Below are 16,904 nucleotides of genomic sequence, written 5' to 3'. Positions count from 1 at the left end.
AAAATTCGTATTTCGCCGCTAATCTATTCCCCTGCCCTCACCTATCCAAATTTACGGCTTATAATAAAAAGCCTTTAAAAACAGTGAATTAAAACTTCGAGCAATAATATTAATGGCGCAGGTCAATTACCCGCGCTTATCTTCACAAATAAATAACAAACGAAAACAATTTGATCACAACTTAAATATTGGCCGCTTAAACGCAATTCAATTTCAAAAGTGATTATTTCACCGCGGATTAAAGCCGAAAGGTCAATCGACTGCTGCCGAACGGTAAAATCCAGGTAAAAAGCGAATAAATAGCCAAACTAGTTAGCTTGCTTATTTTTACCTAAATTAAACATCTGCTTTTCTGACGTTTTATTGATGCAGAACAAACTCAGTTTGCCTGCAAAATCACCAGATGTCTTTCGCCTTTTAATTCGGGAACGCGAAGCTTAACCACTTCCTGAAGTTGAATACCTTCCGGCAGCGTGGCTAATTCATCGTCAGGACGAAGACCTTTCAGGGCGTAGAAACGTCCCTGCCCTTTCACCGGTAAATGGTGACACCAGGAAAGCATATCTTGCAGCGAGGCAAACGCGCGGCTGATGACGCCGTCAAACGCGGGCTCGGGGATAAACTCTTCAACCCGACTCTGCACCGGTTCGATATTTTTGAGGCCTAGCTCGTGCTGAACCTGACGCAGGAAGCGTACGCGCTTGCCCAGGCTGTCCAGCAGCGTGAAGTGTGCATCGGGGCGGACAATCGCCAGCGGAATGCCTGGCAGGCCCGGGCCGGTGCCCACGTCGATGAAACGATGACCTTCGAGATGCGGATTGACGACGATGCTGTCGAGAATATGTCGCACCAGCATCTCCATCGGGTCACGCACCGAGGTGAGATTATAGGTTTTATTCCACTTATGCAGTAACTCGACGTAGCCAATCAGCTGCTGTTTTTGTTGATCGGGTAACGCTATTCCTGCCGCAGCGAGCAGCGAGTCCAATTTCTTTTGCATGGTAATCCTTGAGGCAAACTAAACACGCAGACCGCGTCTTTATGGCGCGGTCTGCGGTACGGCTAACTTTTTTCTATCACGATAACGGCGAGCATGGCGATAAATCAGGCGCTGCGACGCAGGAGACCCTGTTTCTTCAGCCAGACTAACAGTATCGAGATAGCTGCCGGCGTGATCCCCGAGATACGGGTCGCCTGTCCGATAGAGACCGGACGGTGATCGTTAAGCTTAGCGATCACTTCGTTCGACAGGCCGTTGACCTGACTGTAGTCCAGCGTGTCGGGCAGCAGCGTATTTTCATTGCGCTGCTGTTTTTCGATCTCTTCCTGCTGGCGCGCGATGTAGCCTTCGTATTTAACCTGAATCTCGACCTGTTCGGCAGCCTGAGCATCGGCCACGGCCGGCGCGAAGGCATTCAGTGAGGTCAGCAGATTGTAGGTCATTTCCGGACGACGCAGCAGCTCTTCGGCACTGGCTTCTTTCGACAGCGGCGCAGAGAGTTTTTCGTTGATTTCGGCAACCTGTGCGTGGTTCGGGTTAACCCAGATCCCGCGCAGACGCTGACGCTCAAGCTCGATCATCTCCAGCTTCTCGCTGAAGCGTGCCCAGCGTGCGTCATCGACCAGACCCAGCTCGCGACCTTTTTCGGTCAGGCGCAGGTCGGCGTTGTCTTCGCGCAGCATCAAACGGTATTCGGCGCGCGAGGTAAACATGCGGTACGGTTCTTTGGTGCCCAGCGTACACAGGTCGTCGACCAGCACGCCCAGATAAGCCTGATCGCGACGTGGCGCCCAGCCTTCCTGTTCGGTCGCGCTACGGGCCGCGTTGAGGCCGGCAAGCAGGCCTTGCGCCGCGGCTTCTTCGTAACCGGTGGTGCCGTTGATCTGTCCGGCAAAGAACAGACCGGCGATAAATTTGCTTTCAAGCGTCGGCTTCAAATCGCGAGGATCGAAGAAATCGTACTCGATGGCATAGCCAGGACGAACGATAACCGCGTTTTCCATGCCCTGCATCGAACGCACGATTTGCATCTGTACGTCGAACGGCAGGCTGGTGGAAATCCCATTAGGGTAAACCTCGTTGCTGGTCAGGCCTTCCGGTTCAAGGAAGATCTGGTGCGCGTTACGATCCGCAAAACGCATGACCTTGTCTTCGATCGATGGGCAGTAGCGTGGGCCGATCCCTTCGATGATCCCGGCGTACATCGGGCTGCGATCCAGATTATTACGGATCACGTCATGGGTTTTTTCGTTGGTATGCGTGATGTAACACGGGATTTGGCGCGGATGCTGCGCCGCGTTGCCCATGAACGAGAATACCGGCGCGATGTCATCGCCGTGCTGCTGGTCAAGCACGCTGAAATCGATGGTCCGTGCGTCGATACGCGGCGGCGTCCCGGTTTTCAGGCGATTAACGCGCAGCGGTAACTCACGCAGACGCTGTGAAAGTGAAATGGCTGGGGGATCCCCGGCACGGCCACCGCTGTAGTTTTCCAGACCGATGTGAATTTTTCCGTCAAGGAAAGTTCCTACGGTCAGTACCACAGCCTTGGCACGGAATTTTAGGCCCATCTGGGTCACAGCGCCGACCACACGATCGTTTTCGACGATCAGGTCTTCAACAGGCTGCTGGAAGATCATCAGATTGGGCTGGTTTTCCAGCGCAGTACGTACAGCCTGGCGATACAGAACGCGGTCAGCCTGAGCACGTGTAGCACGAACGGCGGGGCCTTTAGACGCGTTTAGTATCCTAAACTGGATGCCTGCGTGGTCGATCGCCGTTGCCATCAAACCGCCCAGTGCGTCCACTTCTTTTACCAGATGTCCCTTCCCGATCCCGCCAATGGCAGGGTTACACGACATCTGTCCGAGCGTGTCGATATTGTGGGTCAATAACAGAGTTTGACGTCCCATTCTGGCTGAAGCCATGGCCGCTTCAGTGCCTGCATGGCCGCCACCGATGATGATGACGTCAAATTGATCCGGATAAAACATGGTACTGCACCTCGAAGTTCAACGAACGATCGTATTGCGTTGGGAAAACGGATTCTACGCGAGTTTGGAGCTTCCACAAGTCCCAGGGGATCGTCACTAATTAAAAGAAGATCTTTTTATTTAAAGATCTCTTACTACTAACTCTTATTAGGATCGCGATCCTCTGTGTATAAGTCGTTATTGTCTATTTAGATCAATACGCTAGAGAGGATCGAATGCTGTGAATGATCGGTGATCCTAGACTGTATAGGCTGGGATCAAAAAGGCGAGTTATGCACAGCACCATAATCGGGCAAGGGTTGTTAGAGGGATAACTACCGGTTTCACACCGCTTTTGAGCCTAGTTATCCACATCTGATCGCATAATATTTACACTTATCTGAGCAAATTAATCCAATTTAGTGCCCAAACTTCGGCTGGATCCTCAGGAATTTCGTGTTGGGTGACGTCGATCTCGAGCAGATCACCTATTCTTTTGGCACCCAGATCCGTCAGTTTTTGATCCAGAAGACGGATCGCACCACAGAAAGTGTCATATTCGCTGCTGCCTAAACCGATCGCACCAAAGCGAACGTTAGAGAGATCGGGTTGCTGATCTTCAATTTGTTCAAGCAGAGGTTGCAGGTTGTCAGGAAGCTCTCCTGCCCCGTGTGTAGAGCAGACCACCAGCCAAATACCGCTGGTTGGCAGTTCATACAGTTCAGGACCGTGGAACAGTTCGGTGGAAAAATCGGCTTCTTTCAGCTTCTCTTCTACATGTTCGGCAACATATTCAGCGCCGCCAAGCGTACTGCCACTGATCAGGGTGATATCAGACATAATGCTCTTACCCGAAAAAAGAATGGCTATTGTACGCTGTGAATGAGCTGGGATCTACCTGTGGATAATAAGGTATTAAAATTTATTATTCAGGGCTGGATCGTCCGCATGATCGGGTTCTGTAAGGAGATTAAGGTTTCAGTCGACTGAATCTCGTCGATGGTCTGGATCTTGTTGATAAGTACCTGTTGCAGCGCGTCGATCGAGCGGCACATCACTTTGATAAAGATGCTGTAATGGCCGGTGGTGTAATAGGCTTCCACCACTTCTTCGAGGCTTTCCAGGCGTTTCAGGGCGGAAGGATAGTCCTTGGCGCTCTTGAGAATGATGCCGATAAAGCAGCAAACGTCATAGCCGAGGCGCTTGGGATCGACGTTGACGCGGGTGCCGGTGATGATGCCCGCCTGCTTCATTTTCTCGACCCGGACGTGGATCGTACCCGGGCTGACGTTGAAAGATTTTGCCAGTTCGGCGTAGGCCACGCGGGCGTTATCCATCAGCGCGTTGAGTATTCCGCGATCCAGATCGTCAATTTGGTAGTGTTCGGACACGAATTATCTTCTCGATTAGGGACGCTTCCATCGTCGTTGTACACGGCTTTTCATTCCAGTATCAAAGCGCCAGATGTGATCAAAGATACGCATTATTGCCGGTTTGCCATAGTGCGACATGGCCAGCGCATGAAAACGATGATGATGACGAGTTTGCTGCTGTTTGACCCGCTGCTGCACCTCGTCGGGCAAGCGCTGGGCTATGAAATCGGAGATGATCACGGCGTCGGCGTCCTGCCATTCCGGGGTGGATAACTTGTCCAGCGTAGCGGTTAAACAGGCTGAAAGATCTGTGCCGCCTCTAAAATGCTGACCCAGAAAACGCATCGCCTGCTCTAGACCGCTGCTGGATGTCAGCTCGTAATGAATGACCTCGCTGGCGAACAGCATGATGTAGCAGCGGCGATTGTCGGCCAGCGCAATGCGCAGCAACGCCAGACAAAAGGCTTTGGCGCACTGCTCGTTGAAGCCGCCCATCGAGCCCGAGGTATCGACGCAGACCACAAAAGGCCCGCGCGGCTGAGGCTCCTGCTGCTGATAAACCACCGGACGCATCACCACCTTTTCGCGCCAGACATCGCCTTGCAGCTGATAGGTCATCAGCCGTTTTTCCAGCATCCGGCGATAGAATTCAATCTCCAGTTCGGGAATGCCGATCGTCGCCAGTTCGGACGGCAGCAGGCGCAGAATATCGTCGCTGTGGTGAATGCCGTTCACCTCTTCCGGCACCGTTGCAGGCTCTCGAACCATCAGTCGATGGGCTTCCAGCGTGGTCTCTTCGTGCGGATTGGCCTTGGTCGTTTGACTGCGGCCCAGCTGCTCGGCCAGCTGTTGCAGCTCGGGCTGCTGCTGGAGAAAGGTGCCGTAACGGATCAGCGACTGATAATCGCCCCGCTGCCGACGACCCTTGCTCATGTCCCACAGCCGCCCCGCCGCCGCGTCGTTTTCTACTAATAAAGGAGAGAGCTCGCCGCTCATCTCGAGCCGCTGTTCCAGCTCGTTTTGCAGCTGCTCCTGTTCCTGCTCGAGTAACTGATGATGCAGAGTGACGGTCTGGAAGGTAATGTTTAGCCGCCAGCGCTGCATAAACAGCCCATGAAAACTGGCGCTCGTCGTGCTTGAGGCGTTGTTTTTTAGCGCCAACGCCTCCGTAACAAACGGCGAATTCACCTGCTCCAGCTTTTCAACCGTCTCGTCCAGCTCGGCCTGAAAAGTCCCCTGACTGCTCTGCTGACAGTGTTGATAAAGATAAAACTCTTTCGCCAGTTCGGGCGGCACCGGCGTGTCGTGGATCCGCTGTTTTAAGCGAAAGCGCCATTCGGGCAGATCTTTGGTCAGCGCGCGTTTCAAACGGGGGAATTTTTCAAACAATACCTGCAACTGCGGCGTCGCGAGCAGCGTGACGATCAGCTCGTCGATCAGTTCGGCTTCCTTTATAGCCAGCATCACGTCCAGCGTTTCGAGGCTAAACATTTAGTTTCTGCCGAACAGTTGCTGTTGCTGCGTGAGCTGCTCGCTGACCCGAATCAGGCTGGCTTCGATTTTCGTCGTCCATTCTGCGGGCACAAACAGGCAGGGATGATGCTGGTTGAACAGCTGGCGCTGGCGGGTCAACGTTTCGCCCAGCGTTTGCAGCGTGTTTTTCATCTCGTCGGGCACGGCGATGTGCTCGTTGCCCGGCAGCGTCAGGAAGCTCGGCTGGCGGCTGATATCGAAAATCACCAGCTGCATTTTGTCGTCGACTTCAACATCCACCACCTGCGCAAAGCCGATGCCGTTAAGCTTGGCCTTAAGCTGTCCGCCCTTATTTAACCATTCGGCCATCAGTTCGCGCTCCACCAGCACGTGCGTCACTTGAATGTCGTGCAGATGCAGCGGCTGCTGTAATGAAAGTGTCAAGGTCGTAGAGGAGAGCGAGGCGGGCAGCTCAAACTGCGGTTTGCGGCTGAACATGCCCGATTTTTTGGTGAGCTTCAGCGCCTGACGGGTGCTCTGCTGCTGTTGATACTGAATCCACTGCTGGTTAAGTTGCTGAATTTTTAAACTTAAGGTTTGCTGCTCGTAGGCCTGCTCGGTGATGCTCTGTTCTATCTGCGTTTGTAACAAATGATAAGAGTTCATGTCATGCCACAGGCAATCTTTAAGCAAAATCAGGTCAACCGGCGAGACCGACTGACGTCCGCTGAAAAATGCGCAGGCCTGCAATAAGCGCAGCGCTTTTTTCCAGCGACGGTCGGACACGTAGGGCGCATTATCGAGCGCGCCCAGTCGCTGACGCAGCTGGAAAACCAGCTCGAAACAGTGATCGGTCAGATTAACTTTTTCAATCTCGTGCTGCCATTGCTGATACTCCTCGTTGCTGATGCTTAACCCTTCGGCCACCGGATGAGTGTTCTCGGAATGGCGGCTGGTCAACAGCGAACGGAAGTTCTGCTTGTCCTGCACGCGGTCGAGCCACAGGCGGATCAGCATGCGGTCGTAGAGCGCCTCAAGGCCGCCGTCGGCTTCGGGCAGCTCGTTCGAGGCGCTGACCAGCAGACGCATCGGAATAGCCTCTTCCGAATCGCCATTGCGGAAACGGCGCTCATTTATTGCGGTCAGCAGCGTATTAAGGATGGCCGGACCCGCTTTCCAGATTTCATCGAGAAAGACAATTTCAGCCTCGGGCAAATAGCCTTTGGTCAGGCGCAGATAACGGCCTTCATCTTTTAAGGCCTGAATCGACAGCGGCCCGAAAACCTCTTCCGGCGTGGAAAAACGGGTCATCAGATATTCAAAGGCGCGCGCGTCGCGAAACGCGTATTTAAGCCGCCGGGCGATCAGGCTTTTGGCAATGCCAGGCGGACCGAGCAGAAACACGCTTTCGCCACACAGCGCGGCCAGCAGACAGAGGCGAATGGCTTCCTGCCGCTCATACAGGCCATTTTCCAATGCGTTAGCCAGTCGGGTTATTCGTTCTGCCAAAAGTGGTGATTGCGCCATAATGTGTTTTTAACTGCCCCGATGAGTGTCTTTATTAAGGGAATAGTGGACTGCGAGCAGATAATAAACCATGATTTTTTGCGGCGATATAGTGCGTTGATTCGCAAAATATTTCCGTTTAAGAAAAAGTGAGTCGGCCGAATGATTTGTTTACTTGTCTTTATAGTAAAGGCTAGGCAATCTACTTTATTCGTGCATACTGTGCGCCTTTTCGTGGGTGTAAAGGAACTGCCAACCCACCTAGCTTACGGATTTTGGGCCAGGAAGTTTTTAGCCAAATACTCAAGTCAGCCAAATGACAAAGCATAAAAGAAACCCATTATGAGCACAGAACATAAACGGTCACTCCCCGCAGTAACGCTGGCCGCCATTGGCGTGGTGTATGGTGATATTGGTACCAGCCCGCTTTACACCTTACGCGAATGTTTTTCCGGTCACTATGGTTTTACTGTCGAACCCAGCGTGGTTTACGGTTTTCTCTCCCTGATTTTCTGGCTGCTTATCGTGGTCGTCTCTGCCAAATATCTCTCCTTTGTTTTACGTGCCGATAACGCCGGTGAAGGCGGGATCTTGACCCTTATGTCTCTCGCAGGCAGAAATACCTCGGCGCGCTATACGGCGGTGCTGGTGATCCTCGGGCTGATTGGCGGCAGTTTCTTCTATGGCGAAGTGGTGATTACCCCCGCGATGTCGGTGCTTTCGGCGATGGAAGGTCTTGAGATCGCCTCGCCCAATTTAGAAAAGTTTATTGTTCCGCTGTCGATTGCCGTGCTGACCCTGCTGTTCTTTATTCAGAAACACGGCACCGGGCTGGTGGGTAAACTGTTCGCGCCGGTGATGCTGGTATGGTTCCTGGTGCTGGCGGTATTGGGCCTCAACAGCATCATGCATAATCCTGAAGTGTTGCGCGCCGTGAACCCAATGTGGGCGGTTAACTTCTTCATCGAACACAAATCTTTCTCCTTTTTGGCGCTCGGCGCCGTGGTGCTGTCGATTACCGGCGTGGAAGCGCTGTATGCGGACATGGGCCACTTCGGCAAGCTGCCGATTCGTCTGGCCTGGTTCAGCGTGGTGCTGCCTTCGCTGGTGCTGAACTATTTTGGTCAGGGCGCGCTGCTGCTTAAAAATCCTGAAGCCATCAAGAACCCGTTCTTCCTGCTGGCGCCTGACTGGGCGCTGCTGCCGATGCTGATTCTGGCGACCCTCGCGACAATTATCGCCTCGCAGGCCGTGATTTCGGGTGTCTTCTCGTTGACCCGTCAGGCAGTACGTTTGGGCTATCTGCCGCCGATGCGCATCATTCACACCTCCGAGATGGAAGCCGGGCAGATTTACGTGCCGGTCATTAACTGGCTGCTCTATTTCGCGGTAGTTATCGTCATTCTTGGCTTCGAGCATTCCAGCAATCTGGCCGCCGCCTACGGGATTGCCGTCACCGGCACCATGGTGCTGACCACCATTCTTTCCTGCACCGTGGCCTATAAAAACTGGCACTGGAAAGGTTTTCTGGTGGCGATTCTGGCCGCGATTCTGCTGTTTATCGACGTGCCGCTGTTTGCCGCCAACGCGACCAAAATTCTTTCGGGCGGTTGGTTGCCGCTGGTCCTCGCCGTCATGATGTTTGTGATAATGACGACCTGGAAAAGCGAGCGTTTCCGCCTTATGCGCCGCATGCACGAGCACGGCAATTCACTCGAGGCGATGGTTGCTTCACTGGAAAAATCGCCGCCGGTTCGCGTGCCGGGCACCGCCGTGTATATGTCGCGTGCGACTAACGTCATTCCTTTTGCCCTGCTGCACAATCTCAAGCACAACAAGGTGTTGCACGAGCGCGTGGTATTGCTGACGCTGCGAACCGAAGATGCGCCGTTTGTGCACAACGTCCGTCGTGTGACCATCGAGCAGATGTCGCCAACCTTCTGGCGCGTGGTGGCAAGTTATGGTTTTAAAGAGACGCCGAACGTGGAGGAAGTGTTCCACCGCTGCGGGCTGGAAGGCCTGTCGTGCCGGATGATGGAAACCTCGTTCTTTATGTCGCATGAATCGCTGATTCTGACCAAGCGCCCGTGGTATCTCTATTTCCGCGGCAAGCTGTTTATCGCGCTGAGTCGTAACGCCCTTCGCGCGCCCGATCAGTTCGAGATCCCGCCGAACCGCGTGATTGAGCTCGGGACGCAGATAGAAATCTAGCGCCGCCCTGCTCTTTTCTTTCCAAAACGCCGTGGCCTCTGCTGCGGCGTTTCTGTTTCCGCCTTCCCCCATTTTGATTTAATTCCTCGTCTCTCTTCGTTTTATAGACCTTATTACCCTGCGCCAGCGAAACGTTTCGACGGCGATCACAAATTCATCGTCTGCTCATTGCCACGCGACGTGATTTTCCTAGAATCAACCGCAAGCGAAACGTTTCGCTGGTGGAGCCGATAATGAAGAAAGCCGTATTATTAAATGCCGATGTCTCGCAGGTTGTTGCCTCGCTGGGGCATACCGATCGCCTGGTGATTGCCGACGCGGGTTTACCTATTCCTGCCACCACGCAGCGCATCGACCTCGCGCTGACGCACGGCGTACCCGGATTTTTGCAGGTCTTTTCCGTGGTGACTGCCGAGATGCAGGTCGAGCACGCCGTGCTGGCCGCAGAGATAAAAGAGCACAATCCTGAACTCCATGAAACGTTGATCGGTCAGATTAAACGGCTCGAACAGCAGCAGGGAAATACCATCACGCTGGAATATGTCAGCCATCAGGCTTTCAAGCAGCAGACCCAAACCACGCGTGCCGTGATCCGAAGCGGAGAGTGTTCGCCTTACGCCAACATTATCCTCTGCGCCGGCGTGACCTTCTGAGGCTCCTATGCAACCTTTGCTGCAACTTTCGGGAATCGACAAAGCCTTTCCAGGCGTGAAAGCGCTGTCGGGTGCCGCGCTCAGCGTCTATCCGGGAAAAGTCATGGCGCTGGTCGGTGAAAATGGCGCGGGCAAGTCAACCATGATGAAAGTCCTGACCGGTATCTATCAAAAGGATGCCGGCTCGATGCATTTTCTCGGCAAGGAAGCCCATTTTAACGGCCCGAAAGAGTCGCAGGAGGCGGGGATCGGGATCATTCATCAGGAACTGAATTTGATCCCGCAGCTGACTATCGCCGAGAACATTTTTCTTGGCCGCGAGTTTGTGAATAAGTTTGGCCGGATCCAGTGGAACAAGATGTATGCCGAAGCCGACAAACTGCTGGCGCGGCTGAATTTGCGTTACAGCAGCCATCGGCTGGTGGGCGAATTATCGATTGGCGATCAGCAGATGGTCGAAATAGCCAAGGTGCTGAGCTTCGAGTCGAAGGTCATCATTATGGATGAACCGACCGATGCGCTGACCGACACCGAAACCGCCTCGCTGTTTAGCGTGATCCGTGAGCTGAAAGCCTCCGGCTGCGGCGTGGTTTATATCTCCCATCGCCTGAAAGAGATTTTCGAAATCTGCGACGACGTGACCGTTTTACGCGACGGCCAGTTTATTGCCGAGCGTCCGGTTTCTGAATTGCAGGAAGATACGCTGATCGAAATGATGGTGGGCCGCCGTCTCGAGGAGCTCTATCCGCGTTTGGATCAACCACGCGGGCCGCTGCGTCTGGCGGTAGAGAATCTGTCGGGGCCGGATGTCAAAGAGGTTAGCTTCGAGCTTTACGGCGGAGAAATCCTCGGCGTGTCGGGCCTGATGGGCGCGGGTCGCACCGAATTAATGAAAATTCTTTATGGCGCGCGCCGCAAAACGGCCGGCAAAATCTCGCTGGAGGGCCGTGAGATTCAGCCGCGCACGCCGCAGGACGGGCTGGCAAACGGCATCGTTTATATCTCCGAAGACCGTAAACGCGACGGGCTGGTGCTCGGCATGTCGGTGAAAGAGAACATGTCGCTGACCGCGCTGCGCTATTTCAGCCACGTCGGCGGCAGTTTGAAACATAAAGAAGAGCAGCAGACGGTGGGTGATTTCATTCGCCTGTTCAATATTAAAACCCCGTCGATGATGCAGCCGATTGGCCTGCTTTCCGGTGGCAATCAGCAAAAGGTCGCCATTGCGCGCGGGCTGATGACACGCCCGAAAGTGCTGATTCTCGATGAGCCAACGCGCGGCGTCGACGTAGGGGCCAAGAAAGAGATTTACCAGCTCATTAACCAGTTCAAGCGCGAAGGTCTGAGCATTATTTTAGTGTCGTCCGAAATGCCCGAAGTCATCGGGATGAGCGATCGCATTTTAGTGATGCACGAAGGGCAGTTGAGCGGTGAATTCACAATCGAACAGGCCACGCAGGAAGCCTTGATGGCGGCGAGCGTCGGCAAGCAATACGGCGCCAAGCAGGAGTATCAGCTATGAGTACCCAAATATTACCGGCCAAAAAACGCGGCATCAGTAAAGCGTGGTTATTGGAGCAAAAGTCGCTGATTGCACTGCTGGTGCTGATTGCGGTGGTCTCGTCCATGAGCCCGAACTTTTTCACCGTCAACAATATGTTCAATATTTTGCAGCAAACTTCCGTCAACGCCATCATGGCGGTCGGGATGACGCTGGTGATTTTAACCTCAGGCATCGACCTGTCGGTCGGATCACTGCTGGCGCTTACCGGCGCAGTCGCGGCCTCCGTGGTCGGCTATGAATCCAGCGCCACGCTGGCCGTCGTCGCTTCACTCGGATTAGGTGCCGCCGTCGGCGCGGTGACGGGCGCGATTGTGGCAAAAGGCAAAGTTCAGGCCTTTATCGCCACCTTGGTGATGATGCTTTTACTGCGCGGCGTCACGATGGTTTACACCAACGGCAGCCCGATCAGCACCGGATTCAACGACGTGGCCGACGCCTTCGGCTGGTTCGGGATTGGCCGTCCGTTCGGCATTCCTACGCCTATCTGGTTGATGGCTATAGTCTTTATCGCGGCCTGGTACATGTTGCAACACACGCGTCTGGGGCGTTACATCTACGCGCTTGGCGGCAACGAGGCGGCAACGCGCCTGTCGGGCATTAGCGTCGATAAAGTCAAAATCATCGTCTATTCGCTGTCGGGCCTGCTGGCCGCGCTGGCCGGTATCATTGAAGTGGCGCGTCTCTCCTCGGCGCAGCCAACGGCGGGAACGGGCTACGAGCTTGACGCTATCGCGGCGGTAGTGCTGGGCGGCACCAGTTTGTCGGGCGGCAAAGGGCGCATTATCGGCACGCTGATCGGGGCGCTGATCCTTGGCTTCCTGAATAACGGCCTTAATCTGTTAGGCGTTTCTTCTTACTACCAGATGATTGTCAAAGCAGTGGTCATCCTGCTGGCGGTTCTGGTCGATAACAAAAGCAATAAATAATCTCCCCCTACAGGAACGGAAACAATGACAACTTCGATGAAGAAAATGGCTTTATGGGTCTCGGCGGCAGCGTTAACCGCCTCATTCAGCGCGAACGTGCTGGCGAAAGACACGATTGCGCTGGTGGTTTCCACGCTGAACAACCCGTTCTTTGTCTCGATGAAAGAGGGCGCGCAGCAGGAAGCTGACAAGCTGGGTTACAACCTGGTAGTGCTGGATTCGCAAAACAATCCGGCCAAAGAGCTGGCAAACGTGCAGGATTTGACCGTGCGCGGCACCAAACTGCTGCTGATCAACCCGACCGATTCCGACGCCGTCGGTAACGCCGTGGCGATGGCCAATCAGGCTAAAATCCCGGTTATCACGCTGGACCGTCAGGCCACCAAAGGTCAGGTCGTCAGCCACGTGGCATCTGATAACAAAGTCGGCGGCAAAATGGCCGGTGATTACATCGCCAAAAAGCTGGGCGATAATGCGAAAGTCATCGAGCTGGAAGGGATTGCCGGTACGTCGGTGGCCCGTGAACGCGGCGCTGGCTTTAAAGAAGCTGTCGATGCCCATAAATTCAACGTGTTGGCCAGCCAACCGGCAGATTTCGATCGTACAAAAGGCCTTAACGTGATGCAGAACCTGCTGACCGCGCATCCTGATGTGCAGGCCGTGTTCGCGCAAAACGACGAAATGGCGCTGGGTGCCTTGCGCGCTCTGCAAACCGCAGGCAAAACCGACGTGCTGGTGGTCGGCTTTGACGGCACCGAAGATGGCCTCAAGGCGGTGAAAGGGGGCAAACTCGGCGCGACGGTCGCGCAACGTCCCGATCAGATTGGTATCATTGGCGTCGAAACCGCAGATAAAGTATTGAAAGGTCAAACCGTTGCGCCGGTAAATCCGGTTGCGCTGAATCTGGTGACCCAACCTTAATCTGGCGACCTGACCCTAATAATCAATAATCAATAAATAACAAAGACGGCGCTATCTTTCGCGGTGGCGCCGCAAACGCAGGAATAAAGGCAATGGACAAGGGTAAACTTGTGGTGTTGGGCAGCATCAATGCTGACCACGTCCTGAATGTCAGGCAATTTCCACAGCCTGGCGAAACCGTGATGGGCTCGCACTATAATGTGGCCTTTGGCGGCAAGGGCGCGAATCAGGCCGTGGCCGCCGGAAGAAGCGGTGCCGATATTTCATTTATTGCCTGTGTAGGAAGTGACGACATCGGCGAGCGCGTACGCCAGCAGTTGGCCGATGACCAGATTGATACGCGTTCGATTGAAGCGATTCCAGAAACCACCACCGGCGTGGCGCTTATCTTCGTGAATGAAGAGGCGGAAAACGTCATCGGCATTGACGCGGGCGCCAATAACGCGCTGACGCCTGATTATCTTCAACGTTATCAACAGCAGATCATCGACGCTTCTGCACTATTAATGCAGCTGGAGTCGCCGCTGGAATCCGTGATTGCCGCCGCGCGTCTCGCTCATCAACATAATACGCAGGTGATTCTTAATCCTGCGCCTGCCTGTGAACTGCCCGACGCGCTGCTGTCGCTGGTAGATATCATCACCCCAAATGAAACGGAAGCCGAAAAGCTGACCGGCATCAAGGTGGATTCGGATCAGGCCGCCGCGCGCGCTGCGCAGGTGCTACATGATAAAGGTATCGCGACGGTTATTATTACGCTGGGCAGCAAAGGGGTTTGGCTAAGCCAGCAAGGCAACGGCAAGATTGTGCCGGGTTTCAAGGTCAAAGCCGTGGATACCATAGCCGCCGGCGATACGTTTAATGGCGCGCTGGTTACCGCGCTGCTGGAAGGGACGGCGATGGACCAGTCCGTGCGCTTTGCCCACGCCGCCGCCGCGATTGCCGTGACCCGTTCCGGTGCGCAATCTTCCGTGCCGTGGCGTCACGAAATCGACGACTTTCTTGCGCGTCAGGAGGCTTAATTGCCGACGATGAAAGATGTCGCCCGTCTGGCGGGCGTCTCAACCTCCACCGTCTCTCACGTGATTAATAACAATCGCTTCGTGAGTGAGGCGATCCGCGAGAAAATCAATGCCGCGATAAGCCAGCTTAACTATGCGCCTTCCGCGCTGGCTCGCAGCCTCAAGTTAAATCAGACTCATACTATCGGCATGCTGATTACTTCCAGCAGTAACCCGTTTTATTCGGAAGTGGTACAAGGCGTGGAGCGCAGCTGTTATGAGCGCGGGTACAGTTTGATTCTTTGTAATACCGACGGCGATGAAGAGCGGATGAATCGCAGCCTCGAAACGCTGCTGCAAAAGCGGGTCGATGGGTTAGTAATGATGTTTACTGAAAACCACTGTCCGTCGCCTGACATTCTCAGCCGTTATCCGGCGATTCCGGTAGTGATGATGGACTGGGCACCTTTTGCGGGTGTTAACGACATCATTCAGGAAAACGCGTTTATCGGCGGCAAGATGGCGACGGAGTATCTGATTGCCCAAGGTTATCAGCGAATTGCCTGCATTACCGGCCCGTTGGACAAGACCACCTCGACGCAGCGGCTAGAAGGTTATCGTCAGGCGTTGCATGACGCAGGATTAAAAGCGGACCCTGAACTCGAAGTAACAGGCGATTTTGAATTCGCGGGGGGATTATCGGCCATGCAGCAGTTGCTGGCGTTAGACGATTTACCTGACGCGGTATTTGCCGGAAATGATGCGATGGCGGTCGGGGTTTATCAGGCCATCTATCAGCAAGGATTGACGATTCCACAGGACATCGCCGTGATGGGCTACGATGATATTCAACTGGCGCAGTATTTGACGCCGCCGTTGACGACTATCCATCAGCCGAAAGATGAGCTGGGCGAGCTGGCTATCGATACCCTGCTGCATCGCTTTAAAGAACCCGACGCCGAACCGCAGGTATTGGTGTTGACGCCGGAGCTGGTGGTGCGCCGTTCTGTTGGCGTCATAGAATAGCCGTCTCTCTTCCTTCTCTTTCTATCTATATAGAAGAAGAGAAGGAGGTATAAATAGAAAGAAGAGAAAGCTAAACCGGATCGCGCAGCAGAATCGTGCAGGCTTGCATTGCCTCTTCAGCCTCTCCCGCCAAAATCGCATCGACAATTCTTTGGTGATGTTCCAGCTTGATGACCTCATTGCCGGTAATCGCCCGAAAATAGCTTTGATAAACCGAACTGAACAAATTGGCGAAAGAGGTCAGGAACGGATTCTTCCCGGCTTCATAGATAAGCTGGTGGAATTGCGTATCAACCATTATCCAGCGTTCCCTATCGAAATTTTCGTGCAGCTCGCGCATTTCCTTCATATATAGAGAGAGCTGCTGTTTCTGCTCCGCGCTGGCCTGAACTGCCGCAAGGGAACACGCCTGCGGTTCGAGGGCTTTTCGCAGCAGAACAAAGTGCGACATCACCTGATCGAAGTTTTCACGCGTCATCCACCAGGTCAGCAGCTCCTGATCGAGAAAATTCCAGTTACTCTGCGGCATGACCCGAGTACCAATCCGCGGGCGTGGCAACAGCATGCCTTTGGCCGTCAGCGTTTTCACGGCTTCACGCACGGCCGTGCGGCTAACCCCGAATAACTCGCCCAATTCTATTTCGCCCGGCAGAATACTCCCTTCGGCATACTCGCCCGATAACACGCGCTGGGCGATATTTTCCGCCAATAGATAAGAAAGGTTACGCTGAGCGGCCTGTTGCTGGGCATTGAGTGACATAAATTGCGTCCTTGGCGAATAAGATTCTTTTTAATCTCGTTAGTTTACTCCACTACCAGCACGGTAAAGAGTGAGATTTCGGCGATTAACGATGCTTTATTATGCATTCATAGCCTATTTGTAGAAAAAAGAAACGGTCAGCAGATTTTTATTAATTAAGGGTTGCGGCGCTTCAGAAACTCCCTATAATGCCGCTCCAACGACAGGGAACAACGCAGCAGCAACGCGGTGTGAACGAGTCGGGAAGAATTAAAAATGATGGTGACCGGCGAAATAAACGGTTGACATCAAATGAGGAAAGCGTAGAATACGCCACCTCGAGTTAGCAAGCGAAAGCGCGTAACTCACTGCTCTTTAACAATTTATCAGACAATCTGTGTGGGCACTCACAAGACGATATCAGCCACTTCGGTGGCAAAAGAATATCAAGGCAGAAATGCCAAGTCTTAGAGTGACCAAGCAGTAATTCATTATGAATGATGTGAAGTAACTTTGAGCATCGCTGAACTTGTTTCAG

14 protein-coding genes are annotated in these 16,904 nt (G+C 53.7%); 7 read left to right on the top strand and 7 right to left on the bottom strand.

What is annotated here, in order from left to right; all coding sequences use genetic code 11:
* Window positions 1-379: 379 nt before the first annotated feature.
* From rsmG to ravA, 6 genes are all read right to left on the bottom strand, one after another.
* Complete coding sequence (gene rsmG, locus SC206_RS07875; protein WP_332735879.1) at window positions 380-1,000, bottom strand: 16S rRNA (guanine(527)-N(7))-methyltransferase RsmG; 621 nt, start codon at window positions 998-1,000, stop codon at window positions 380-382.
* 104 nt (window positions 1,001-1,104) lie between these two features.
* Window positions 1,105-2,994: a tRNA uridine-5-carboxymethylaminomethyl(34) synthesis enzyme MnmG gene (gene mnmG / locus SC206_RS07870; RefSeq protein WP_332735877.1), complete on the bottom strand. Its 1,890-nt coding sequence runs from the start codon at window positions 2,992-2,994 to the stop codon at window positions 1,105-1,107.
* 375 nt (window positions 2,995-3,369) lie between these two features.
* Window positions 3,370-3,813, bottom strand: a complete 444-nt coding sequence (mioC, locus tag SC206_RS07865; protein ID WP_332735875.1) for an FMN-binding protein MioC — start codon at window positions 3,811-3,813, stop codon at window positions 3,370-3,372.
* An 89-nt stretch (window positions 3,814-3,902) separates the two neighbouring features.
* Window positions 3,903-4,364, bottom strand: coding sequence for a transcriptional regulator AsnC (asnC, locus tag SC206_RS07860; RefSeq protein WP_332735873.1), 462 nt, complete (start codon window positions 4,362-4,364; stop codon window positions 3,903-3,905).
* A 15-nt stretch (window positions 4,365-4,379) separates the two neighbouring features.
* Entirely contained in the window at window positions 4,380-5,837 is a 1,458-nt protein-coding gene (viaA, locus tag SC206_RS07855) for an ATPase RavA stimulator ViaA (protein WP_332735871.1), read from the bottom strand.
* Window positions 5,838-7,346 (bottom strand): ATPase RavA, encoded by a 1,509-nt coding sequence (ravA, locus tag SC206_RS07850; protein ID WP_332735869.1) that lies wholly within the window; start codon window positions 7,344-7,346, stop codon window positions 5,838-5,840.
* Between the two features lie 321 nt (window positions 7,347-7,667).
* Here ravA and kup point away from each other — a divergent pair, with 321 nt between their 5' ends.
* The 7 genes from kup to rbsR all read left to right on the top strand — a co-directional run bounded on the left by kup (window position 7,668) and on the right by rbsR (window position 15,627).
* Complete coding sequence (kup, locus tag SC206_RS07845) at window positions 7,668-9,536, top strand: low affinity potassium transporter Kup (RefSeq protein ID WP_332735867.1); 1,869 nt, start codon at window positions 7,668-7,670, stop codon at window positions 9,534-9,536.
* A 233-nt stretch (window positions 9,537-9,769) separates the two neighbouring features.
* A complete protein-coding gene (rbsD, locus tag SC206_RS07840) occupies window positions 9,770-10,189 on the top strand; it encodes a D-ribose pyranase (protein WP_332735865.1) in 420 nt (139 codons plus the stop codon).
* A gap of 7 nt (window positions 10,190-10,196) precedes the next feature.
* Window positions 10,197-11,711, top strand: coding sequence for a ribose ABC transporter ATP-binding protein RbsA (gene rbsA / locus SC206_RS07835; RefSeq protein WP_332735863.1), 1,515 nt, complete (start codon window positions 10,197-10,199; stop codon window positions 11,709-11,711).
* Window positions 11,708-12,679: a ribose ABC transporter permease gene (rbsC, locus tag SC206_RS07830; RefSeq protein ID WP_332735861.1), complete on the top strand. Its 972-nt coding sequence runs from the start codon at window positions 11,708-11,710 to the stop codon at window positions 12,677-12,679. Before rbsA ends, rbsC begins: the two co-directional genes overlap by 4 nt.
* 24 nt (window positions 12,680-12,703) lie before the next feature.
* Complete coding sequence (gene rbsB, locus SC206_RS07825) at window positions 12,704-13,600, top strand: ribose ABC transporter substrate-binding protein RbsB (protein WP_332735859.1); 897 nt, start codon at window positions 12,704-12,706, stop codon at window positions 13,598-13,600.
* A gap of 92 nt (window positions 13,601-13,692) precedes the next feature.
* Window positions 13,693-14,622 (top strand): ribokinase, encoded by a 930-nt coding sequence (rbsK, locus tag SC206_RS07820; RefSeq protein ID WP_332735857.1) that lies wholly within the window; start codon window positions 13,693-13,695, stop codon window positions 14,620-14,622.
* The gene (gene rbsR, locus SC206_RS07815) at window positions 14,623-15,627 is read left to right on the top strand and encodes a ribose operon transcriptional repressor RbsR (RefSeq protein ID WP_332735856.1); all 1,005 of its coding nucleotides are present in this window, start codon (window positions 14,623-14,625) and stop codon (window positions 15,625-15,627) included. It abuts the gene before it with no gap.
* Between the two features lie 70 nt (window positions 15,628-15,697).
* Here rbsR and SC206_RS07810 read toward each other — a convergent pair whose 3' ends face one another.
* On the bottom strand, window positions 15,698-16,387 hold the full coding sequence (locus SC206_RS07810; RefSeq protein ID WP_332735855.1) for a FadR/GntR family transcriptional regulator: 690 nt from the start codon (window positions 16,385-16,387) through the stop codon (window positions 15,698-15,700).
* Window positions 16,388-16,904: the final 517 nt, after the last annotated feature.

The sequence above is a fragment of the Rouxiella sp. T17 genome (genome assembly GCF_036663475.1).
Lineage (GTDB): Bacteria > Pseudomonadota > Gammaproteobacteria > Enterobacterales > Enterobacteriaceae > Rouxiella.
This window is presented reverse-complemented; position numbering and strand designations above follow the sequence as displayed.

Coding starts and splice junctions, on each gene's coding strand:
- rsmG (WP_332735879.1), bottom strand. CDS start 1,000: ATGCAAAAGAAATTGGACTCGCTGCTCGCTGCGGCAGGAATAGCGTTA.
- mnmG (WP_332735877.1), bottom strand. CDS start 2,994: ATGTTTTATCCGGATCAATTTGACGTCATCATCATCGGTGGCGGCCAT.
- mioC (WP_332735875.1), bottom strand. CDS start 3,813: ATGTCTGATATCACCCTGATCAGTGGCAGTACGCTTGGCGGCGCTGAA.
- viaA (WP_332735871.1), bottom strand. CDS start 5,837: ATGTTTAGCCTCGAAACGCTGGACGTGATGCTGGCTATAAAGGAAGCC.
- ravA (WP_332735869.1), bottom strand. CDS start 7,346: ATGGCGCAATCACCACTTTTGGCAGAACGAATAACCCGACTGGCTAAC.
- kup (WP_332735867.1), top strand. CDS start 7,668: ATGAGCACAGAACATAAACGGTCACTCCCCGCAGTAACGCTGGCCGCC.
- rbsD (WP_332735865.1), top strand. CDS start 9,770: ATGAAGAAAGCCGTATTATTAAATGCCGATGTCTCGCAGGTTGTTGCC.
- rbsA (WP_332735863.1), top strand. CDS start 10,197: ATGCAACCTTTGCTGCAACTTTCGGGAATCGACAAAGCCTTTCCAGGC.
- rbsC (WP_332735861.1), top strand. CDS start 11,708: ATGAGTACCCAAATATTACCGGCCAAAAAACGCGGCATCAGTAAAGCG.
- rbsB (WP_332735859.1), top strand. CDS start 12,704: ATGACAACTTCGATGAAGAAAATGGCTTTATGGGTCTCGGCGGCAGCG.
- rbsK (WP_332735857.1), top strand. CDS start 13,693: ATGGACAAGGGTAAACTTGTGGTGTTGGGCAGCATCAATGCTGACCAC.
- SC206_RS07810 (WP_332735855.1), bottom strand. CDS start 16,387: ATGTCACTCAATGCCCAGCAACAGGCCGCTCAGCGTAACCTTTCTTAT.